We start from the raw sequence: 22,012 nt of genomic DNA, 5'->3' as shown, positions 1-22,012 counted from the left end.
CTCCTTCAACCTTTTTGCTTGGACGCTAGGCAAAACTGCCAAGGCGCCAAGGTTAATTTCTGTTCCAGAGGCTCTTTGCCCTGGCTCAACGCGTGCCAATTGCCATTGGGCAAGCTGACAGAAACCGACGCATCGCCAAGGTTGAAGGCACAAAAAATCTCTTGCCCGTCGCCTTCGCGCACAAAGCAAAGCAAATCCCCGTTTGCGGCCAACCCGCGTTGAAGACCGCTGCGCAAAGCCTTGTGATCATGGCGCAAGGCGAGTGCGGCTTGATACTGCGCGAACAGGCTGCCTTTGGCTTTGGCATCCGGCCCGACATGGGCCAAATGCTCGGCCGGAACTGGCAGCCACGGCTTGCCCGTGCTAAACTCGCCAGTATGATTGTCGGCTTGCCAAACCATCGGCGTGCGGCAGCCATCGCGGCCTTTGAACTCAGGCCAGAATTCTATGCCGTAAGGATCTTGCAAATCCTCAAAGGCGATCTCGGCCTCGGGCAGGCCCAATTCCTCGCCCTGATACAGGCAGGCCGAGCCGCGCAGGCACATCAGCAGTGTCACATAGGCCTTGGCCGCATCGGTTGAAAGCCCCCAGCGTGTGATATGGCGCACCACGTCATGGTTGGAAAAGGCCCAGCACGCCCAGCCATCCGGCGCAGCCGCATCCAGTGCGTTAAAGGTATCAACGACACGCGCAGGCGTTAACCGCTGCGGCGCCAGAAACTCAAACGCATAGCACATCTGCATCCGGTCATCGCCACGGGTGTATTCGCCAAGGATTTCCAATCCGCGCTGGGCGTCGCCCACCTCGCCCACGGCGGCCGCGTTATAGGGCTTCATCACCGCGCGTAGCTTTTTCAGAAATTCGACGTTTTCCGGCTGGCTTTTATCGAACAGGTGCATCTGGTGGTTATAGGGGTTCACGGCCGGCGCTGTATCGGCGTTGCGCTGTTCTGGCGGCAGGCCGGGATTGTCGCGTAGGTATTTGTCATGGGTGTAGAAATTGATGGTATCCAGCCGGAAGCCATCAACACCGCGATCCAGCCAGAAGCGCGCCACATCCAGCAGCGCATCCTGCACCTGCGGCTCATGGAAATTCAGATCAGGCTGTGTCGTCAGGAAGTTGTGCAGGAAATACTGCTCTCGCCGCGCATCCCATTGCCAAGCCGAGCCGCCAAAGATCGACAGCCAGTTCGTCGGCGGCGTGCCGTCCATTTTAGGGTCGGCCCAAACGTACCAATTCGCCCGCGCATTCGTTCGGTTGGCGCGGCTTTCCTTGAACCATGGGTGTTGGTCCGATGTATGCGACAGCACCAAATCGATCATCACCCGCAGGCCCAAATCATGCGCCCGCGCGATCACCGCGTCAAAATCAGCGAGCGTCCCGAACATCGGGTCCACATCGCAATAATCCGAAACGTCATACCCAAAATCCTTCATCGGCGAGGTGAAGAACGGGCTGATCCAGATCGCATCGGCCCCCAGCTCGGCGATATGCGGCAAACGCTGCACGATCCCCGCAAGGTCGCCGATGCCATCGCCGTTGCTATCTTGGAAGCTGCGCGGATAGATCTGATAGATCACCGCCCCGCGCCACCAATCTTTATCTTGCGCCCAAGCGGCCGCGTCTTTTTGTACCATACCCATGGGACTTTTCCTTATTTTACAGATCCGGCCAACAAGCCACGGACCAAATATTTCTGCATGGCAAAGAACACGACCAGAGGCACCGCAATGGTGACAAAGGCCGAGGTTGCCAGAATTTCCCAATCACCGCCGCGCGACCCCATCAGGTTTTTCAGCTGCCCCGTCATCACCAACTGATCGGCCGAGTTGCCAAGGAACACCAGCGCGACCAGCAGATCGTTCCACGTCCACAAGAACTGAAAGATTGCGAAAGAGGCCAGCGCCGGAAACGAAAGCGGCAAGATGATTTTCAGGAAAATCTGGAAATCGGTCGCACCATCAACCCGCGCGCTCTCAATAATCTCGCGCGGCAAGCCGACCATGTAGTTGCGCAGCAAATAGATCGCTAAAGGCAGGCCAAAACCGGTATGGGCAAACCAGATCCCGATATAGCTTTTGCCAATGCCGATTTCATTATGCAGCTTTAACAGCGGGATAAGTGCCAGTTGCAGCGGCACGACCAGCAGCCCCACGATCACGGCGACAATCAGCGCACGGCCCGGAAACTCCATCCACGCCAGCGCATAGGCGGCAAAGGCAGCGACCAGAATTGGAATTATTGTTGCGGGAATGGAAACGGTCATCGTGTTCAAAAACGCCCGCCCCAGCCCCTCGCCGCCCAAAACACGGCCATAGTTTTCAAAGGTAAACCGCGCGGGCGTAACCGAGGTCGCAAATATCCGCATCCCCCGACTGCCCTCCATCGCGGTGGGCGAGGTGATAGTAAAATCACCATTCGCCAATACCGTCACAGTCTCATTGTCGTCTGTCACAACCGGTTCGCCCACCACATGTTCATCCGGCGCGCGGATAGAGGTGCCAAAGGCCGTTACCTCGCCCGCGCCACCATCAAAAATATTGCCCGTCAGCGTATACAGCCCGTCTTGCAAACCGGCACTATCCGGGGCCGGTGCGCGGTATTGCACCGAAGCCTCGGATGGGAACATTGCCTTCCACCATCCCGAAGTGCTGATCTGATCGCGGTCACGAAAGCTGGACACCAGCAAACCAAAGGTCGGAAATGTCCACAGCAGCACCAGCGCCAATGCAGTCAGGTTCACAGCCCAAGTCAGCCGCGATTTTGCGCCTACGATATTGTCCATTAACGGGCCTCCCGTGCGGCGTTGCGGATGTTCCAGATCATGATCGGCGTCACCATCAGCATGATGATGATGGCGGCGGTCGATGCGCGCCCTGTGTCATTGCCGCGAAACATCCAGTCAAACATCAGATTGGCCAGCACTTGCGTACCCCATTGGCCGTTGGTCATGGTTAACACGATGTCAAAAACCTTAAGCACCGTGATGGTGATCGTGGTCCAGACCACCAAAATCGTTCCCCATATTTGCGGCACCTTGATCTTCATGAAAATCTGGAACGGTGAGGCCCCGTCAAGGATCGACGCCTCGATCGTTTCCTCGGGGATACCGCGCAATGCTGCCGATAAAATCACCATCGCAAAACCGGTTTGAATCCAGACCAGAACGACCATCAACAAGAACGAGTTTACCACAGGCGAGGTCAGCCAAGTTTGCGGCTCGCCCCCGAACCCTGTCCAGATCGCGTTCAGGATGCCGATTTGCTCTTGCCCCTCAGGGCGGTATTCATAGACTAGCTTCCAGATCACAGCAGCGCCCACGAATGAAATCGCCATCGGCATGAAAATCATCGCTTTGGCAAAGTTGCCCCAGCGGATACGGTCGGTCACCGCCGCTGCAACCAGCCCGAAAAAGGTAGACGCGGCAGGCACGAACACCAGCCAGAGCAGGTTGTTCACCATACTTTCGCGGAATTTTACATCATTGATAAGCCACGCATAATTCGCCCCACCAACAAAGTTCTGGCCCTGCGCATCCATGAAGGACAGGTAAACCGAAACAAAGACCGGGTAGACCAAATAAACGCATAGCAATAGCAGCGCAGGCAGCATGAACAGCCAAGGCCGAATTTGGTTGGCGCGGTTGATATTGGCGCCTGCATTCGGGCCGCTGGCCGGAAAGATGCGATCCAATGCCATGTTTGATAAAAAGAAATAGCAAATACAGCCGAACACGCCGACCAGAATTGTAACAGCCGCCATCACGAACTGTTCCATGATGCCCCCCCATTATCTGCCGCTTTAAGAGATTATCCTTTTGCCATTCTAGGAAATGGCATTGCCCCCCACCAATGAATTGGCAGGGGGCGAGGTTCTGACAGCTTACTTAATGCTGTCCCAGGTCTTTTGGATATCGGCCGCCACTGCCGCAGCATCCTTACCTGCGGTATAATCAACCATACCGGTCCAGAACACACCCGCACCAATCGCACCGGGCATCAAGTCAGACCCGTCAAAGCGGAACGTATCGGCTCCCAGCAAAATACCACCCATTTTCTTCAGGGTCGGGTCTGCATAGGTCTCGGGGTTCACACCTTTCATTGGCGTCAAGAAGCCAGATTGCGCCATCCAGATTTCATGCGCGATTGGTGTCTCCAAAAACTTCATGAAAGCCTGCGCAACGGGGCTGTCTTGGGTGACGACAAACAACGTGCCAGCGCCCAGAACGGGCTTGCCCAAATCTTTGTCAGCATAGGCCGGGAAGTAGAAGAAATCGGCATCCTGACCAACGACGGTACCTTCAGGAAAGAAAGACGGGATAAAGCTGGCCTGACGGTGCATATAGCAAGCCGGAGGCGAGGCGAACAAACCCTTGGGGCTATCACGGAAATCGGTTGAACCAACGGCTCCTGCCCCACCTGCCACGAATTTGTCGTTGCGTGCGAACCAGCCGAAATCTTCAATAGCCGAAACCACCTTGGGATCGTCGAATTTCAGATCGTTGCTGACCCAGGCGTCATAATCTGCCGGCGTGTTGTTGCGCAGCATCATATCCTCAACCCAGTCGGTTGCAGGCCAACCCGTTGCAGGGCCCGACCCCAAACCGATACACCACGGCGTGCCACCATCGGCCACAATTTGCTCGGTCAGCGCCTTCAGCTCCTCCATCGAGGTCGGCACCTTATAGCCTGCATCTTCAAAGTTTTCCGGCACATACCAAACCAAGGACTTTACATCGACCTTGTAAAACAGCCCATAAAGCGCCTTGTTGCCATCGGGGCCCGCGAATGTTGCCAGATCCACCCAAGACTGGCCGGCCGCATAGTTTTCCTTTACCCAATCTGCAGTCTCGGCAGGTAAAGGCGCCAATTTGCCCCGCTTGGCAAGGTCAGCCGCAAGGCCGGGTTGTGGAATAACCGCGATACCGGGGGGCGAGCCGGCCTCAACGTCGATCATCACGCGCTGTTCAAACCCGTCACCGCCAGTGTACTCGACATCTGCGCCGGTCGCTGCCTCAAAATACGCAACGACGCTTTCGAACAGCTCTTTATCGACGCCACCCCAAGGGCCATCGATCGTCAGCTTTTGGCCTTTCAAATCCGTAGATTTCAACGCCTCAAAACTGTCCCAATGAAATTTTGCATCCTCACCAGGGGCAAATTTCAAGTCTTGGGCATGCGCCGCGCCAGCCAGCAACGCAAACGCCGCAGCCCCCATCAGATAATTGGTCTTCATCTCTTCCTCCCGAAGGTCACGCCTTATGGCGATTTTGCATTTTGCGGCAGCAGAATCTCTTTCTCAAACCGCTTTGGGAACTTCACCATCCGTGAACTTTCACGTCGAGTCAATAATGTCTTCCTCAATGCTGCAATAAATATGCAGTATTCCGCAGCGCAGCATCAACTTTTTCGTGCAATTTGGCTTTGACCTCACTGCAGGTTGCCGCTACGCTCTCGTTCTAACCAAACCGCTTTGGGGCCGTATGAACCTGAAAGACCTTTCACAAAAGCTTGGGCTCTCGCCCACCACGGTCAGCCGTGCACTAAACGGCTATCCCGAGGTGAACGAAGAAACCCGCGCCAAGGTTGTGACAGCGGCAAAGAAATACAACTACAAGCCTAACGCACGCGCCATCCGTTTGGCAACTGGCCGCGCGATGGCAGTTGGCCATGTCATCCCTATTGAAACGCGGCATGAAATCGTGAACCCGATCTTTGCCGATTTCATCGCGGGCGCAGGCGAAAACTATGCCAAGGCCGGCTATGATCTTATCCTGTCAATCGTGCCCGATGGCGATGAGGCGCGTGTTTACCGCGAAATGAAATCGCGCGGGAATGTTGACGGGGTTATCGTGCATTCGCCCAAACATGACGATCACCGCATCCAGCTCCTGCATGAGTTGGGCCTGCCGTTTGTTGTGCATGGCCGCGCGACGGGCGCCGAACTGCCCTATTCCTGGGTCGATGTGAACAACCGCCGGGCATTCCAGCGGGCAACCGAATTCTTGCTCGATCTCGGGCATCGCCGGATTGCCTTGGTCAACGGCTTGGAATTCATGGACTTTGCTATCCGCCGTCGCGATGGCTATCTGGGTGCATTGCACGGGCGCGGTATTGCGGCCGATCCAGCACTGATGCATTCGATTGAGATGACCGAAGGGCTTGGCTATCAAATCGTGCGCAATCTGCTTGCCCTGCCTGAACCACCGACCGCGCTGTTGCTGTCGTCCATGATCATCGCCCTCGGCGCAAGGCGTGCCATTGTAGAACGCGGGCTTACCTTGGGCCGCGATATATCGGTCATCATCCATGACGACGATCTCAGCTACATGAAGAACGGCGAGGATGTTCCGATTTTCACCGCGACGCGTTCCTCTGTACGCGAGGCGGGGCGAATCGCCGCCGGCATGTTGCTGGAAACCATTGCCAACCCTGCCCCCTCATGCACCAATCGGTTGTTGGAGGCGGAATTGATCATCGGCCAGTCCACTGGCCCCTTACCCCTCAGGTCATAAACATGCTGCCCAAGCGCTCCGATTTCCCCAAGGATTTTGTCTTTGGGGCCGCAACCTCAAGCTATCAGATAGAGGGCCATTCTTTTGGCGGTGCAGGCCGTACCCATTGGGACGATTTTGCCGCGACACCAGGCAATGTGGTACGGGCAGAAAATGGTGCGATTGGCTGTGACCACTATCATCGCTGGCCTGCCGATTTGGACCTGATGCAAACGGCGGGGTTTGATGCCTACCGCTTTTCGGCCTCATGGGCGCGGGTTATGCCCGAGGGGCGCGGCGCGGTGAATGCTGCGGGCTTGGATTATTACGACCGTTTGGTTGATGGCATGCTGGAACGCGGGCTGAAACCTGCAGCGACACTCTATCATTGGGAGTTGCCCTCGGCGCTGGCCGATCTGGGCGGCTGGCGTAACCGCGATATTGCCAACTGGTTCGCGGATTATACGATGGTCTTGATGGAACGGATAGGCGACAGGGTTTGGTCTGCCGCCCCGATAAACGAGCCGTGGTGTGTGGCATGGCTGTCGCATTTTCTGGGCCACCATGCGCCAGGTCTACGCGATATTCGCGCGACGGCACGGGCGATGCACCACGTGAACCTTGCACATGGCCGCAGCATTGCCGTGATGCGCAGTTTGAGCATGCGAAATCTGGGCGCCGTTTGCAATATGGAATACGCCCAACCTGCCGATAACAGCTCCGAGGCGGCCGCCGCCGCTGACCTTTATGATGGCTATTATAACCGCTGGTTTATTCAGGCGATGTTCAAAGGGACCTACCCCGAAAACGTGCTAAAGGGCCTTGGCCCGCATATGCCCGAGGGTTGGCAAGACGATATGGCAACCATCCAAGCCCCCGTCGATTGGGTAGGCATCAACTATTATACCCGCAAGCTAATAGCGCCCGCCCCCGGCCCTTGGCCCGCGTTGCAAGAGGTCGATGGCCCTTTGCCGAAAACCCAGATGGGCTGGGAAATCTATCCCGACGGGTTAGAGTTTTTCTTGCGCCGGACGGCTGCAGAATATTCGGGGAACCTGCCGATTTACGTCACGGAAAACGGCATGGCCAACCCCGACAAATTGGTTGGCGATAAGGTAGACGATACTGCCCGCATCGACTTTTTGGCACAGCATCTGGGGGCGGTGCAGCGCGCCATGAATGACGGCGTCCCGGTCGGGGGCTACTTCGCATGGTCATTGCTTGACAATTATGAATGGTCGCTGGGCTATGAAAAACGCTTTGGCTTGGTGCATGTTGATTTCGAAACCTTGCAGCGTACCCCAAAAGCATCTTATCACGCGCTAAAGGCTGCGCTGTCACAGCGCAGCTAAATCCGGAGCAATCGCATGTCTTTTTCTGCCGCCCCCCGCCTGACCTTGGTCGCCGACATTGGCGGAACGAACACCCGTGTCGCTTTGGCTGACAATAAAGTGCTGCAAGAGGCCACGATCCGTCGGTTTCGCAATGCGGACTATCCCGGCTTGGAAACGATTTTGCGAGAGTTTCTGGCCGGTCATGCTGACCTGACGTGCCATGGCACCTGCATCGCTGTCGCGGGGCCTGTGGCGCATGGGGTGGCCACGATGACCAACCTCGACTGGATCATTGACGAGCCGACGCTAATGCGGGCCACAGGCGCGCGGAATGTGGCGCTGCTGAACGATCTGCAGGCGCAGGGCCATGCATTGGGGCATATTGTGCCCGAAAACCTGCGTCCGGTTTTTGGTGTGGCTTCCACGGATACACAGGCCGCGAAACTGGTGATCGGGGTCGGCACGGGGTTCAACGCGGCACCTGTCCATGAAACAGTGGGGGGGCGCTATGTCGCGGCGTCGGAATGTGGGCATGTGAATATGCCGGTGCGAAACGAGGCCGATCTGCGGCTGGCCCGGTTTGTCGAAACAGCACACGGGTTTCCAGGGGTCGAGGATGTCTTGTCTGGCCGCGGGTTGGAACGCCTGTTTGCCTTTGTTTCCACCGAAGCGGGCGCGCCTGCCGAGCGGTCTGCGGCCGATATTATGGCCGGCATCGACCTAAACGATGAGTCCGGCCTTGCCAATCAGACCGCCCGGCTTTTCGTGCGGCTTTTGGGGGCCGAGGCGGGGAACCTTGCGCTGACCCATCTGCCTTTTGGTGGGGTCTATCTGTGTGGCGGGGTTTCGCGGGCGATTGCCCCTTATCTTGAGGCGATGGGCTTTGAAGCTGCTTTCCGCGACAAGGGCCGTTTTGCGGGCTTCATGCAGAATTTTTCGGTCGCGGTGATCGAAGATGATTACGCCGCCTTGACGGGTTGCGCGGTTTATCTGGCGCAGCAAAAGTCAGAATGACCGCGCGCGGACAATTTGCAAGCCATTGTAAACGAACGATTATCAGAATTCTGTTTACCTAAAATTAACGGTTCCAACCCTGCCCCTTGGCCACAAGCGCACGCTTGCGCCCATGTGCGCAGCGTTTGGCGCGGGTCTCAATGGCCCGCGCCAAAAGGGCCGGTCAGTACCACATATCGGCAATACCCGCCTTTTTCGCGGCGACAAATTCCTCAAGCCCTTGGCGGATGCCTGCATCCAGCGCGGGGGCTTCATACTCGGCCAGCCGCTTTTTCCACAGTGTATTGGCGCGGGTGGCGGCATCAACGGCGCCCGCGGCCTCCCATTTCTCAAACGGGTCATTATCGGCTAGGTCGGAATCCCAAAACGCGGTTTGGTAATTGGCCATCGTATGGGCGCAACCGAAAAAGTGGTTGCCGGGGCCGACCTCTCTAAAGGCATCAAGCGCAAGTTCGTTATCGTCGATTTTGATACCATCCAGATAGCTGTGCAACGCGCCGCACAGATCGGCATCGAGCATGAATTTTTCGTAAGACATCGACAGCAACCCATCCAGAAACCCTGCCGAATGCAGGATAAAATTCGCGCCGCAGTGAATGGCCGACAGCATCGACATCGTGCCTTCGGTCATCGCCTGCGCATCGGGAAGCTTCGAGGTGGTAAAATTACCGGCGCAGCGCAGCGGCAGGTTCAGGCGGCGGGCAAGCTGGCCGATGACCATTGAGCCAATCGCCGGTTCTGGTGTGCCAAAGGTGGGCGAGCCTGAGCGCAGCGACATGGAGGAGAGAAAGTTGCCGAAAATGACCGGCGCGCCTTTGCGTTCCAGTTGCGTCAGCGCACAGCCAGCCATGGTTTCGGCCAAAGACTGCGCGATAGCGCCGGCATTTGTCACCGGTCCCATCGCCCCGCCCAGAATGAATGGCACGATCACCGCAGCCTGATTTGCGCGGGCATAGGCGCGCAAGGCGTTGGTCATCGTGCCATCCCAGACCAGCGGTGAATTGACATTGACGTTGCCAAGGATGACGCAGTTTTTATCAACAAAATCAGCGCCAAAGGCAATGCGGGCCATATCGATACTGTCTTCGGCGCGCGCCTCGGATGTGACCGACCCCATAAAGGGGCGGTCAGACAGGGTAAGATGTGCCATGACCATATCGAGGTGACGTTTATTCACCGCAACGTCGGTGGGTTCGCAGATGGTGCCGCCCGAGTGGTGAAAATTCGGGCTGGATTGTGCGAGTTTGATGAAATTGCGAAAGTCCTCGATGGTGCCAAAGCGCCGGCCGCGATCAAGGTCCATCACGAAAGGCGAGCCGTAGGCAGGCGAAAACACCACTGATTTTCCGCCGATTTCGACATTGTTCGCAGGGTTGCGGGCGTGTTGGGTAAACTGGCTTGGCGCGGATTTCAGAATCTCGCGCAGCATACCGGGGGGGAATTTGACCAAAAGGCCGTCAACCTCGGCCCCTGCTGTTTTCCAATGGTTCAGCGCCGTCTGGTCATCGCGAAATTCGATGCCGACCTCGGCCAGAATGCGGTCGGCGGTGGTTTCAATCTTGATCAGGTTTTCTTCGGACAGCACATCATAGGTCGGGATATTGCGGATGATATAGGGCCTGCCCATACCGCCACCCCGTGTTGCACGTTGGGTTTGACGGGCCTGTCGGCCACTTCGCACTGCTTTCACCTCGGTCATGTAGCCCCCCAATTTGGGCCCTTTTTAGGGCCGTTTAAGGGAGGCTAGACCTGAGCGCCGCCAAATGTCGCAGCGATTGGCGACAAATGGCTGTCTGATCGCGCCCTTGTCGCGGATTGCCTTTGACCGCCTGGATCAAAGGCAATGCTTTAGGTGATGACGTTTGGTTCGGTGCGGCCGATGTGCTGTGCAATCTCGGCCAGTTCATGCGCGGCGGTGATGATCGGGGCCAGCGCCTCTTGCGGGTCAAGGTGCAAGCCGTCGGGGCCGGGTTGATAGCGTTCCAGATAGACGCGCAGGGTGGCGCCTTCGGTGCCGGTACCAGACAGGCGGTAGACGATGCGGCTGTCATCGGCAAAGATAATCCGCACGCCTTGGTTTTTGCTGACCGAGCCATCGACCGGGTCGGTATAGGCAAAATCATCGGCTGCCGCGATGGTCATGCCTTGGGTTTGGGTGCCTTTCAAGGTGGCAAGCTTGGCGCGCAAACCGGCCATCATGGCATCGGCTTTGGCCGTCTCGATCGCTTCAAAATCATGGCGGCTATAGTAGTTGCGGCCGTATTTTGCCCAATGCTCGGCCAGAATTTCAGCGACAGACAGGCCGCGCACGGCCAGAATATTCAGCCACAGCAGGACGGCCCAAAGACCGTCTTTTTCGCGCACATGGTCAGAGCCCGTGCCAAAGCTTTCCTCGCCGCAGATGGTGCAGCGGCCGGCATCCAGCAGGTTGCCAAAGAATTTCCACCCCGTCGGGGTTTCAAAATGTTCCAGTCCCATGGCCTTGGCCACACGGTCAGCGGCAGCCGATGTCGGCATAGAGCGCGCGATGCCTTTTAGCCCCTGCGCATAGCCGGGGGCCAGATGCGCATTGGCGGCCAGAACCGCGAGGCTGTCTGACGGCGAGACATAGGCACCGCGCCCAACGATCATGTTGCGGTCGCCATCGCCATCGGATGCCGCGCCGAAATCGGGGGCATTGTCGCCCATCATTTCAGCCATCAGCTCATGCGCCCAAGTGGGGTTTGGATCGGGGTGCATCCCGCCGAAATCGGGCAAAGGGGTGCCATGGGTGACGGTGCCTTTGGCAGCGCCCAGCCGGTTTTCAAGGATTTCGCGCGCATAGGGGCCGGTGACTGCGCACATCGCGTCAAAGCGCATGGTGAATCCGGCTGCAAAGCGGGCGCGGATGGCGGGGAAATCGAACAGACTTTCCATCAGGGTCGCGTAATCGGCCACGCTATCGACGATTTGCACCGACATGCCGCCCAGTTGGGTGGTGCCGATGGTGTTAAGGTCGATCTCGGGGGCATCAAGGGTTTTGTATTCCGCGATGGTTTTGGTCGCGGCAAACATCGCCTCGGTCGCGTTTTCGGGTGCCGGACCGCCATTGGCCATGTTGAACTTGATGCCGAAATCCTCATCCACGCCGCCGGGGTTGTGGCTGGCCGACAGGATGATACCGCCATCGGTTTTGTTCAGCCGGATCAAGTGACTTGCGGCCGGGGTTGACAGCACACCGCCCTGCCCCACGATTGCCGCCTTGGCCCCTTGGGCCGCGGCCATGCGCAGGATGGTTTGCACCGCAGTGTCGTTGTAGAACCGACCGTCACCCCCGACCACAAACACTTTGCCCGCAGCCCCGCCGATGGCATCAAAAATCGCCTGGACAAAGTTTTCCAGGTAATGCGGCTGCATAAACACCCGGGTTTTCTTGCGCAGACCGGATGTGCCGGGTTTTTGGCCTTCAAACGGGGTGGTCTTGATAGTGCGGATCATGTGTCGGCTCCTGTGTTCTTCAGGGATTATTGGCAAAGACGAGCACCGACTGGGCCGGTGCAACAAGTGGTGACAATGCGGCAACGGGCAGCGCATCGGGGCGCGTGGTATCGAGCAACAGATGCCACACAGGCACGCTATCGGGCAAGTGCACAGGTTGCTCTGGCCCGGCGTTGAACAGCACGAACAGCGCGTCGGTATTTGGTGCGGCACCGTGCATTTGTGACGCCGCAGATTGGCGCAGTTCTAGCCCGAGGCAGCGAAACCCTGCATCATGCCAATCGGCGCCCGAAGGCTCGGCCCCGTCGGCGCGGCGCCAGATTACATCGCGCAGCCCGTCCGGACGTGTGGCAGCATGCAAGAACCGTTTTTGCCGCAGGATCGGGTGCTTGCGCCGCAGCGAGATCAGGCTGGTGGTAAAGGCGGTCAGCGCAGTATCCGCGCCATCCCATGTCACCCAACCTGTGGGGTTATCCTGGGCATAGGCGTTGTTATTGCCATCCTGACCATTGCCCAGCTCATCGCCGGCCAACAGCATCGGCGTGCCTTGGGCCAGCAGCAAAGTCGCCAGCAAATTGCGTTTGCGCAACTGGCGCGCGGCGGTGATTTTCGGGTTATCCGTCGGCCCCTCGACCCCGAGGTTGTCAGAGTGGTTGTCGCCGTGGCCGTCGCGGTTATCCTCGCCATTGGCCAGATTGCGTTTGACAGTAAACTGCGTCAGGTCATCCAGCGTAAAGCCGTCATGTGCGGTCAGGAAATTGATCGAGCTGGTCGCGGGCCGGTTATGGTGGTCAAACTGGCCGGCACTGCCCAGAATGCGCGCCGACAGATCGGGCGCCAAACCTGAATCGCCACGCCAGAACCGCCGTGCGCCATCGCGAAACTTGTCATTCCATTCGGCAAACGGATGGGGGAAGTTGCCCAGTTGATAGCCACCGGGGCCGATATCCCACGGCTCCGAAATCAGCTTGGTCCGGGCCAGCGTCGGGTCTTGGCGAATGGCATCCAGCAGGCCTGCATGCGGGTCAAACCCGTGGCCCTCGCGGCCCAGTACCGAACCGAGATCAAAGCGGAAACCGTCAACCCCCATATCCTGCACCCAAAAGCGCAGTGAATCCATGACCATACGCAGCACCATCGGGTGCGACAGGTTCAGCGTATTGCCGGTGCCGGTATCGTTGATGTAATAGCGCCCGCCATCGCGCAGGCGGTAATAGCTGGCGTTGTCTAGCCCGCGATAGGCAAGTGTCGGCCCCAGTTCATCGCCCTCGCCCGAGTGGTTGTAGACCACATCAAGGATCACCTCGATTCCGGCGGTATGAAAGGTTTCGACCATCTGGCGAAACTCGGCCATCGCATCGGCACTGGCATAGCGCATATCGGGGGCGAAAAAGCCAAGGGTTTGGTAGCCCCAGTAATTGCGCAACCCGCGAGACACCAGAAAGCGGTCGTCGATAAAGCTGTGCACGGGCAGCAATTCAATCGCCGTGACGCCCAGTTTTGTCAAATGGTCCAACATCGGTGCCGCGCAAAGCCCAAGGTAGCGGCCACGTAAACCCGCTGCGATATCAGGGTGTTGCATGGTCAGGCCCTTGGCGTGGGCCTCATAGATCACGGTATCGGTCCAGGCGTGGTTGGGGCCTTGGCCGACAGGCGCAAGCGGCCCCGTCACCACGCATTTCGGCATAAAGGCGGCTGAATCGCGCGGGTCAATGGCCAGATCGGCGCGGGCCGCGCCAACCTTGTACCCCATCAGCGCATCCGACCAGCGCAAGGCACCGCGAAACTGGCGGGCATAGGGGTCGATCAACAACTTATGCGCGTTGAACCGCAGGCCCTGTTCGGGCGCATAGGGGCCATGAACGCGGTAGCCATAGCACGCGCCCGCCTGCAACCCGTCAACCTGTGCCGTCCAGATGTCACCATCGCGTTCGGGCATGGGGATGCGACTTTGTTCGGTTTTACCATCGCTGGAAAACAGGCACAGATCGACCCGCTCGGCCCCCGCCGAAAACAGCGCGAAATTCACGCCATCGCCTTGCAGAGTGGCCCCCAGACGGTGCGCAGTACCCGCGCCAGTGCAAACAGGCATCATGCCATCAGGCCGCTGTAAAGCGCGGCATAGCGTGCGGCGCTGTTGTCCCAGCCCACGGGGTGGTGCATCGCGTTGTCGATCATTTTGGCCCAAGTCTTCTGGTCAGCATGTAAGGTGATCAGATTTTGCAGTGCCAGCCCAAAGGCGGCAGCATCGGTAGGATGAAACGTGATCCCTGTCGCCACGCCTGCGGCCAACGCCGCCGGATTGGCCGTTATAACCGTATCGGCAAGCCCACCGACGGCTGCCACGACCGGCAAAGTACCAAAGTGCAGGCCATACATTTGCGTCAAACCACAAGGCTCGAACCGCGACGGCACAAGAACGGCATCCCCACCTGCAAACATCCGTTGGCTCAGGGCTTCGTCATAGCCGATGCGCACCGAAACGCGGCCCGGAAACCGCGCAGCAAGCTGATGCATCTGTGCCTCTAAGGCCGGATCGCCGTTGCCCAGAATGGCAAGGCCACCGCCAGCCGCAATAAATTTCTCGGCAACCTGCGGGATGAGGTCGATGCCTTTCTGATCGGTCAAGCGGCTGACCACAATCGCCAACGGGCCGGGAACATCCAGGCCAAACTCGGCGCAAAGGGCGGCGCGGGCTTTTGCCTTGCCTTGCGGTGCGCCTGCCGAAAACGGGTTCTCGCCGGTTTCAGGCGACCAGACATCGGTATCAACCCCGTTCAGAATGCCGGTCACATCGGCGGCACGCGCGTTGATAACCCCCTGCAAACCCATGCCAAACTCGGCGCGGCCCAATTCGCCGGCATAGGTCGGCGACACCGTGGTGATTTTATGCGCGGTTATCAAACCGGCCTTAAGACTGGAAATTCCGCCAAAATACTCCAACGCATCAGGGTAATATTGCTCGGGCGGCAAGCGCAAGGCATAAAGCTGCGACACCGGCGCAAAGCCTTGAAAAGCGATGTTGTGAATGGTCATCACGCTGGGCAGATTAACGCCCGAATAGGCCAGATAGGCCGGCGCAAAACCCGCCTGCCAATCATGTGCATGCAAGACATCAGGCCGCCACCCATCCGCCAGCCCCTCGCGCGCAATCGCAGCGCCGGCCCAACTTAACGCCGCAAACCGGATGTCATTGTCATGCCAATCGCCATGCGGGCCGGCATATGGCCCGCCCTCGCGGTCATACAAATGCGGCGCGTCCAGCAGCAATACCGAAATCCCGCCAACGCTGCCGACGAACACCCGCCCTGCCCCGCCAAACAAATCCGGTTCTGACCAAACCTCGTCCCAACCGGCAAGCTGCGCGCGCAAAGGCCGGTAGGCTGGCATCAAAACCCGCATATCCCAGCCCTGCCCGGCCAAGGCACCCGGCAAGGCGCCCACCACGTCGGCCAAACCACCGGTCTTCAACAGCGGTACACATTCCGACGCCACCGAAAGCACGCGTCCCATCCTAAGCCTCATCATCTATCCAAAAATATCCTCGGGTGGGGGTCTGGGGGCGGGCAGACAGCCCGCCCCCAGCGCCAGCCAAGCAACCCTAGCCCAGTTTCCGCGCCCGTGCATCCAACATATCCTGGGTAATCAGAACCACCCCCGCGTCCGTGCGGCGGAACCATTTGTTGTCTTCCAGCGGGTCCTGCCCCACGACAAGCCCCTCGGGTATGATAACCCCCCGATCTACCACACAATTTTTCAACTCTGCCTTGCGGTTCACAATCACATCGGGCAATGCCACGACATATTCCAAATTCGCAAAACTATGCGTCCGGCAGCCCGTGAACAGCAAGCTGTTCGACACCGAAGACCCCGAGACGATACAATCCCCCGCGATCAGCGATGATACAGCCGAGCCGCGGCGGTCAGGGTCGTTATGAATAAACTTCGCCGGTGGTTTGATCTCGGCATAGGTCCAGATCGGCCATGCGTTGTCGTAAAGGTCCAGCTTGGGCACAAAATCGGTCAGGTCGATATTGGCCTGCCAGAAGGCGTCGATTGTGCCGACATCGCGCCAATAGGGCTCGGTTTCCAGCCCGCTCGTGACACAGCTTTCCGAAAAGCGGTGCGCCATTGCTTTGCCGTTTTTCACAATGTCGGGGATAATGTCATTGCCGAAATCATGGCTGGAATTGGCGTCTTCGGCATCATGGATCAGCAGGTCGCGCAGGAAATCCCAATTGAAAACATAAATCCCCATCGAGGCCAGCGCCGAGTTTGGATCGCCGGGCATATGCGGCGGGTTGGCAGGTTTTTCCAAAAACGCGGTGATGCGCAGGTCTTTGTCAACATCCATCACACCAAAGGCCGAAGCTTCGTCCAATGGCACGGTCAGGCAGCCAATGGTCACATCGGCGCCGGTTTCGACATGCTGTTGCAGCATGACCTCGTAATCCATTTTATACACATGGTCGCCCGCAAGGATGACCACATATTTGATACCATAGCTGTCAACGATATCAATGTTTTGCGTTACGGCATCGGCTGTGCCCAGATACCACTTATTCTCGGCCACACGTTGGCTTGCGGGCAGGATGTCCAGATATTCATTGCGTTCGGCCCGAAAGAACCCCCAGCCACGCTGCATATGGCGGATCAAGCTATGCGCCTTATATTGCGTGGCAATCGCCATTTTACGAATGCCCGAGTTCAGCGCGTTTGACAGTGCAAAGTCGATGATCCGCGTTTTGCCGCCGAAATAGACGGCGGGTTTGGCGCGTTTGTCGGTCAGCTCTTTCAAACGGCTGCCACGTCCGCCGGCCAGTACAAAGGCCATCGCTTGCGATGAGAGCCGTTGGTTCGATTTTGGTGTCATGGGTTCTCCCCTCCCCTAATGTTCTTGCCCGATGTGCCGGGTTTTATGTTTTGGCCGGTTTGAAAAACACGGTTGAAAGCGGTGGCAAGGTCACAATGGCCGAATGCGGCTGGTTGTGGCTTGGTTTGGCCTCGGACGTAACACCGCCCATATTGCCGCGGTTTTCACCGCCATAGGCGCTGGCATCGGTGTTCAGCACCTCGTCCCACTTACCGGCCACAGGCAGGCCAAGGCGGATATGGCGTTCAACGGGGGTAAAGTTGCAAGCAACAACCACGGGCGCATCCGCTTTGGCACCGCGCCGGACAAAGGCATAGGTCGAGCCATCGGCATCCTCGGCCGAGATCCATTCAAACCCTTGTGGGCGGGTGTCATTGACATAAAGCGAAGGCGTTGCGCGGTAGAGTTTGTTCAGATCGCGGATCAGCGATTGCATGCCCAGATGCGGCGCGGAATGGTCGCCTTCGAGCACGTGCCAATCAAGGCTGCGGGCATGGGCCCATTCGCCCCATTGGGCAAACTCGCAGCCCATGAACAGCAGTTTCTTGCCCGGATGCCCCCACATAAAGCCGTAATAGGCGCGCAGGTTGGCGAATTTCTCGGCGTCATTGCCCGGCATTTTGGCGATCATCGAGCCTTTGCCATGCACGACCTCATCATGGCTGATCGGCAGGATAAAGTTTTCGGACCACGCGTAATGCAGGCCAAAGGTCATTTGGTGGTGGTGGTGTTTGCGGTAAACCGGGTCGCGCTGCATGTAGGACAGCGTGTCATTCATCCACCCCATGTTCCATTTAAAGCCAAAGCCAAGCCCGCCATGGTTGACAGGGCGCGACACGCCCGGAAAGGCGGTGCTTTCTTCGGCCACCGTCATCACGCCTTGGCATTCGCCGTAAGCCGTGATGTTCATGTTTTGCAGCAGGCCGATAGCCTCATAATTCTCGCGCCCGCCGTCGCGGTTGGGCACCCATTGCCCAGCCTCACGGCTGTAATCACGGTAGAGCATTGAGGCCACGGCATCGACGCGCAGCCCGTCGAGGTGGTATTCCTCGAGCCAATACAGAGCGTTAGAGATCAGGTAATTGGCCACCTCGGTGCGGCCATAGTTAAAGATCAGGGTGTTCCAATCTTGGTGGAAGCCTTCGCGCGGGTCGGCATGTTCATAGAGCGCCGTGCCGTCAAAGCGGCCAAGGCCATGCGCATCAGAGGGGAAATGCCCCGGCACCCAATCCAGCAGCACACCAATGCCTGCCTTATGCGCGGCATCAATAAAGGCGCGAAATTCGGGCGGCGTGCCGTGGCGAATGGTCGGCGCGAACAGGCCCACGGGCTGATAGCCCCATGAGCCGTCAAAGGGATATTCCGAAATCGGCATCAGCTCGATATGCGTGAAGCCCATATCGGTGACGTAAGTCACAAGCTGGTCGGCCAGTTCGGTATAGCTGAGCATCCGGTCGCCCGGCGCGCGTTTCCATGAGGCCAGATGCACCTCATACACCGAAATCGGTGCATCGACGTTTTGCGCGGCGGCACGGGTTTTCATCCATTTGGCATCATGCCAATCGGCACCCCGCAGATCGCGCACCACCGAGGCATTGGCTGGCGGATGCTCGGACCCGAATCCGGCGGGGTCGGATTTTAGCGGCATTACCGCGCCGTCGATATTGCGCAGCTCGTATTTATAGGTTGTGCCTTCGGTCAGGCCGGGGACAAAGATTTCCCAAACGCCGGTTGGGCCACGGCGGCGCATGGGTGTGCGGCGGCCATCCCAGATGTTGAAATCGCCCACCACCGACACGCGCTGCGCATTTGGCGCCCAGACGGCAAAATGCACGCCCTCAACGCCTTCGTGTGTCATCAGATGCGCACCCAATACCTGCCAGAGCCGTTTATGCGTGCCCTCGCCCAGCAGGTATTCATCCATCTCGCCCAGAACGGGGCCAAAGCGGAACGGGTCTTCAAATTCCCAACGCGTGCCGCTGCCAATGGCCCGCAGACGATAGGCGGTGCGGGCCGGCAGATCGGCAGTGAAAAAGCCGGGCACATCCTTTATTTGCGTGGCCGGAATTTCGGTATCGGCCAAGACAATCAGGCTGTCGGCGCCCGGCACAAAAGCCCGCAATTGCCAGCCCTTGCCAGAGGGGTGCAGCCCAAGCACCGAGAACGGATCGCCATGTGTCCCTTGCGCGATTGCGCGGGCAGTGTGGATGGAAAGCGACGGCGCCGTGTTCGGTTCCTTGGGCATATAGTCCCCCTTTGGTGCCCCGTTACAGGGCAGGTTCAACAGACCAGATATCTGCCATGTAGCTGCGGATCGTTCGGTCGGATGAGAAGAAGCCCGAACGCGCCGTGTTCATTGCCGCCATTTTCACCCAGTGTTCGCGATTGGCAAAGGCTGTGTCAACATTTGCTTGCGCGGCGCGGTATGAATCGAAATCGGCGGCGACAAGGAAGTAGTCATGATGCCAGACGCGATGCACCAGATCGTGGTAGCGATCGGTTTGATCGGGCGAAAACTGGCCTTCGGCAATGGCTTGCAGCACGGCTTGCAAAACCGGGCTTGCCTCAATCGCTGCGCGCGCGTGATCCGGGTTTTCGCGGCGGGTGACAACCTCGGCGGCGGTCAGGCCAAAGAGGAAGAAGTTGTCGGCGCCGACATGTTCCAGAATTTCGACATTCGCACCATCAAGCGTACCAATGGTTGGCGCACCGTTCATCATGAATTTCATGTTGCCGGTGCCCGACGCCTCTTTGCCGGCGGTCGAGATTTGTTCGGACAGGTCAGAAGCAGGAATAAGCCGTTCTGCCATCGAGACGTTATAGTTCGCTGGATAAACGACTTTCAGCAAGTCGCCGACCTGAGGATCATTGTTAACAACGTTCGCCACATCATTGATAAGGTGGATAATTTCTTTGGCGACGAAATAGCCCGGCGCGGCCTTGCCACCAAAGATTTTGACGCGTGGCACCCAGTTGCCATTCGGATTGGCCTTGATGGCCTGATATTGGGCGATGGTTTCCAGTATGTTCAGCAACTGCCGCTTATATTCGTGGATCCTCTTGATCTGCACGTCAAACAGCGCATCGGGGTTCACCTTGACGCCGCAATCAGATGCCAGCCAGTTGGTCAGCGCGGCTTTGTTCTTGCGCTTGGCCGCGTCAAAGGCGTTGCGGAAACCTGCGTCTTGGACATGGGGTTCCAGCTCTTTCAACCGGTCGAGGTTGTCTTCCCAGCCTGCGCCGATGGTATCGGTGATCAGGCCAGCCAGCGGGCGGTTGGCCATGCGCAGCCAGCGGCGCGGTGTAACGCCATTGGTCTGGTTGATGATGCGGCCGGGGTGCAGTGCGTTCAACTCGGGGAACAGGTTTTGCTTGACCAGATCCGAGTGCAGCGCCGAAACGCCGTTCACCTTATGCGCGGTGATAAAGGCCAGCTCGCCCATCCGCACTTCGTGGTGTTTGACGATGCCCACATAATGCGGGCGGTTGGGGTGGGCGCGGCGGTGTGCGCTGTCGATCTGCTCGACAATCTGCATGTGGCGCGGCAGTACGGTGCCAAAGGTAAAGGTGGCCCATTTTTCCAGCGCCTCGGGCAGCAAGGTGTGGTTGGTATAGCCAAGGCAGGCCTGAGTGGTTTTCAGCGCCTCATCAAACGGCAACCCGTGTTCATCGACCAGCAGGCGGATCAGTTCCGGCCCTGCGATGGCGGGGTGCGTGTCGTTCATCTGCACCGCGACATAATTCGGCAAGGCCCGTATATCGAGCCCCGCAGCCGTGTGGCGGCGGATGATATCTTGCAAGGCGGCAGAGGTCAGGAAAAATTCCTGCTTTAGCCGCAGCTCTTTGCCTTGATAGGTCGTATCATCCGGATAAAGCACGCGTGACAGGGTGCGGGCCAGTGCCTCGGGTTCGGCGGCGGCGGCATAATCGCCACGGTTAAAGCGCTCCAGATCAAACTGGGTGGTGGCTTTGGCCCCCCACAGGCGCAGGGTGTTGGCCCATTTGCCTTGCCAGCCGACCACCGGCATATCATAGGCCGAGGCGATCACGGTTTCGCCCGGCGTCCAGACATTGCCGTTCATATGGCCTTTGAAGGGGATGGTATAGGCGGCCTCGGGGCGAGCAAATTCCCACGGGTTGGATTGCGAAAGCCAGTCTTCGGGGGTTTCAACCTGATAGCCGCTTTCAAACCGCTGGCGGAACAGACCGTGTTCATAGCGAATGCCGTAACCGTAAGCGGGGCAACCGACGGTGGCCATGCTTTCCATAAAGCAGGCGGCCAAGCGGCCAAGGCCACCGTTGCCAAGGGCCGCATCCGGCTCATCCTCGATCAAGGCGCGGTAGTCCTGGCCGAATGAGGCCATGACGTCATGCGCCTCTTGGTCGAGACCAAGGTTCATTGCAGCATCTTCCAGGATGCGGCCGATCAGAAATTCCATCGACAGATAGTAAACCCGCTTGCGCCCCTCGGCCCAGGTTCGGCGGGTCGAGGTGAACCAAGGCGCCACCACATGATCGCGAATGGCAAAGGACAGGGCCATACGCCAATCATAGCGGCTGGCGTGGTCGGCATCTTTGCCAAGCGTAAAGATAAGATGGCGCAACACATCGTCACGCAGAGCGCCGGCCTTGAGGCTGGGCACGGCGGTTGTCTGAGGGTTCAATGGCTTGTTCACGTGTCGTATCCTGTATTGATCGCCCTTCTGGGGGGCAATTGCTGTGCTGCTGCAGAGTGGACATTCGCCCCAAATTGGACAAGAGGTCGCAGCAACACTGCCAAATGTTTCATTGCTCTGTTGTATGATAGCGCTAACATTGTCA

Annotated in this window: 14 protein-coding genes; 3 read left to right on the top strand and 11 right to left on the bottom strand. The window is 58.2% G+C overall.

Features of this window, described 5'->3' with window-relative positions:
- Positions 1-5: 5 nt before the first annotated feature.
- The 4 genes from AKU79_RS12340 to AKU79_RS12325 all read right to left on the bottom strand — a co-directional run bounded on the left by AKU79_RS12340 (position 6) and on the right by AKU79_RS12325 (position 5,235).
- Complete coding sequence (locus AKU79_RS12340) at positions 6-1,643, bottom strand: alpha-amylase family glycosyl hydrolase (RefSeq protein ID WP_156209703.1); 1,638 nt, start codon at positions 1,641-1,643, stop codon at positions 6-8.
- A gap of 11 nt (positions 1,644-1,654) precedes the next feature.
- Positions 1,655-2,785, bottom strand: coding sequence for a carbohydrate ABC transporter permease (locus AKU79_RS12335; RefSeq protein WP_050523876.1), 1,131 nt, complete (start codon positions 2,783-2,785; stop codon positions 1,655-1,657).
- A complete protein-coding gene (locus AKU79_RS12330) occupies positions 2,785-3,777 on the bottom strand; it encodes a carbohydrate ABC transporter permease (protein WP_050523875.1) in 993 nt (330 codons plus the stop codon). The genes AKU79_RS12335 and AKU79_RS12330 overlap by 1 nt, the downstream gene beginning before the upstream one ends.
- Before the next feature lie 105 nt (positions 3,778-3,882).
- Positions 3,883-5,235, bottom strand: coding sequence for an ABC transporter substrate-binding protein (locus AKU79_RS12325; protein ID WP_050523874.1), 1,353 nt, complete (start codon positions 5,233-5,235; stop codon positions 3,883-3,885).
- A gap of 247 nt (positions 5,236-5,482) precedes the next feature.
- On the opposite strand from AKU79_RS12325, the gene AKU79_RS12320 reads away from it, so the two are divergent.
- The 3 genes from AKU79_RS12320 to AKU79_RS12310 are packed head-to-tail and all read left to right on the top strand — an operon-like array spanning position 5,483 to position 8,841.
- Positions 5,483-6,514, top strand: a complete 1,032-nt coding sequence (locus AKU79_RS12320; RefSeq protein WP_050523873.1) for a LacI family DNA-binding transcriptional regulator — start codon at positions 5,483-5,485, stop codon at positions 6,512-6,514.
- Between the two features lie 2 nt (positions 6,515-6,516).
- Positions 6,517-7,845 (top strand): GH1 family beta-glucosidase, encoded by a 1,329-nt coding sequence (locus AKU79_RS12315; RefSeq protein ID WP_050523872.1) that lies wholly within the window; start codon positions 6,517-6,519, stop codon positions 7,843-7,845.
- A gap of 15 nt (positions 7,846-7,860) precedes the next feature.
- Positions 7,861-8,841, top strand: coding sequence for a glucokinase (locus AKU79_RS12310; protein ID WP_050523871.1), 981 nt, complete (start codon positions 7,861-7,863; stop codon positions 8,839-8,841).
- A 163-nt stretch (positions 8,842-9,004) separates the two neighbouring features.
- Here AKU79_RS12310 and AKU79_RS12305 read toward each other — a convergent pair whose 3' ends face one another.
- The 7 genes from AKU79_RS12305 to AKU79_RS12275 form a co-directional block, all read right to left on the bottom strand.
- The gene (locus tag AKU79_RS12305) at positions 9,005-10,540 is read right to left on the bottom strand and encodes a trimethylamine methyltransferase family protein (protein ID WP_082224023.1); all 1,536 of its coding nucleotides are present in this window, start codon (positions 10,538-10,540) and stop codon (positions 9,005-9,007) included.
- Positions 10,541-10,689: 149 nt separating this feature from the next.
- The gene (locus AKU79_RS12300; RefSeq protein ID WP_050523870.1) at positions 10,690-12,318 is read right to left on the bottom strand and encodes an alpha-D-glucose phosphate-specific phosphoglucomutase; all 1,629 of its coding nucleotides are present in this window, start codon (positions 12,316-12,318) and stop codon (positions 10,690-10,692) included.
- Positions 12,319-12,337: 19 nt separating this feature from the next.
- Entirely contained in the window at positions 12,338-14,413 is a 2,076-nt protein-coding gene (gene glgX, locus AKU79_RS12295) for a glycogen debranching protein GlgX (protein ID WP_050523869.1), read from the bottom strand.
- Positions 14,410-15,843: a glycogen synthase GlgA gene (gene glgA, locus AKU79_RS12290; RefSeq protein ID WP_050523916.1), complete on the bottom strand. Its 1,434-nt coding sequence runs from the start codon at positions 15,841-15,843 to the stop codon at positions 14,410-14,412. Before glgA ends, glgX begins: the two co-directional genes overlap by 4 nt.
- A 76-nt stretch (positions 15,844-15,919) precedes the next feature.
- On the bottom strand, positions 15,920-17,191 hold the full coding sequence (gene glgC / locus AKU79_RS12285) for a glucose-1-phosphate adenylyltransferase (protein WP_050523868.1): 1,272 nt from the start codon (positions 17,189-17,191) through the stop codon (positions 15,920-15,922).
- 43 nt (positions 17,192-17,234) lie between these two features.
- Entirely contained in the window at positions 17,235-19,436 is a 2,202-nt protein-coding gene (glgB, locus tag AKU79_RS12280; RefSeq protein ID WP_050523867.1) for a 1,4-alpha-glucan branching protein GlgB, read from the bottom strand.
- Between the two features lie 22 nt (positions 19,437-19,458).
- Positions 19,459-21,867 carry a glycogen/starch/alpha-glucan phosphorylase gene (locus AKU79_RS12275; protein WP_231580160.1) on the bottom strand — a complete coding sequence of 803 codons (2,409 nt, stop codon included), beginning with the start codon at positions 21,865-21,867 and terminating at the stop codon, positions 19,459-19,461.
- Between the last annotated feature and the right edge of the window lie 145 nt (positions 21,868-22,012).

The organism is Pseudorhodobacter wandonensis, from assembly GCF_001202035.1.
Lineage (GTDB): Bacteria > Pseudomonadota > Alphaproteobacteria > Rhodobacterales > Rhodobacteraceae > Pseudorhodobacter > Pseudorhodobacter wandonensis.
The sequence above is the reverse complement of the archived record's forward strand: the minus strand, read 5'-3'. Positions and strand labels throughout refer to the sequence as shown.

Excerpts from the sequence above, each read along its gene's own strand:
- AKU79_RS12310 (WP_050523871.1), top strand. The coding sequence starts at position 7,861 with ATGTCTTTTTCTGCCGCCCCCCGCCTGACCTTGGTCGCCGACATTGGC.
- AKU79_RS12330 (WP_050523875.1), bottom strand. The coding sequence starts at position 3,777 with ATGGAACAGTTCGTGATGGCGGCTGTTACAATTCTGGTCGGCGTGTTC.
- glgA (WP_050523916.1), bottom strand. The coding sequence starts at position 15,843 with ATGAGGCTTAGGATGGGACGCGTGCTTTCGGTGGCGTCGGAATGTGTA.
- AKU79_RS12305 (WP_082224023.1), bottom strand. The coding sequence starts at position 10,540 with ATGACCGAGGTGAAAGCAGTGCGAAGTGGCCGACAGGCCCGTCAAACC.
- AKU79_RS12340 (WP_156209703.1), bottom strand. The coding sequence starts at position 1,643 with ATGGGTATGGTACAAAAAGACGCGGCCGCTTGGGCGCAAGATAAAGAT.
- glgX (WP_050523869.1), bottom strand. The coding sequence starts at position 14,413 with ATGATGCCTGTTTGCACTGGCGCGGGTACTGCGCACCGTCTGGGGGCC.
- glgC (WP_050523868.1), bottom strand. The coding sequence starts at position 17,191 with ATGACACCAAAATCGAACCAACGGCTCTCATCGCAAGCGATGGCCTTT.
- AKU79_RS12300 (WP_050523870.1), bottom strand. The coding sequence starts at position 12,318 with ATGATCCGCACTATCAAGACCACCCCGTTTGAAGGCCAAAAACCCGGC.
- AKU79_RS12315 (WP_050523872.1), top strand. The coding sequence starts at position 6,517 with ATGCTGCCCAAGCGCTCCGATTTCCCCAAGGATTTTGTCTTTGGGGCC.
- AKU79_RS12320 (WP_050523873.1), top strand. The coding sequence starts at position 5,483 with ATGAACCTGAAAGACCTTTCACAAAAGCTTGGGCTCTCGCCCACCACG.
- AKU79_RS12325 (WP_050523874.1), bottom strand. The coding sequence starts at position 5,235 with ATGAAGACCAATTATCTGATGGGGGCTGCGGCGTTTGCGTTGCTGGCT.
- AKU79_RS12335 (WP_050523876.1), bottom strand. The coding sequence starts at position 2,785 with ATGGACAATATCGTAGGCGCAAAATCGCGGCTGACTTGGGCTGTGAAC.
- glgB (WP_050523867.1), bottom strand. The coding sequence starts at position 19,436 with ATGCCCAAGGAACCGAACACGGCGCCGTCGCTTTCCATCCACACTGCC.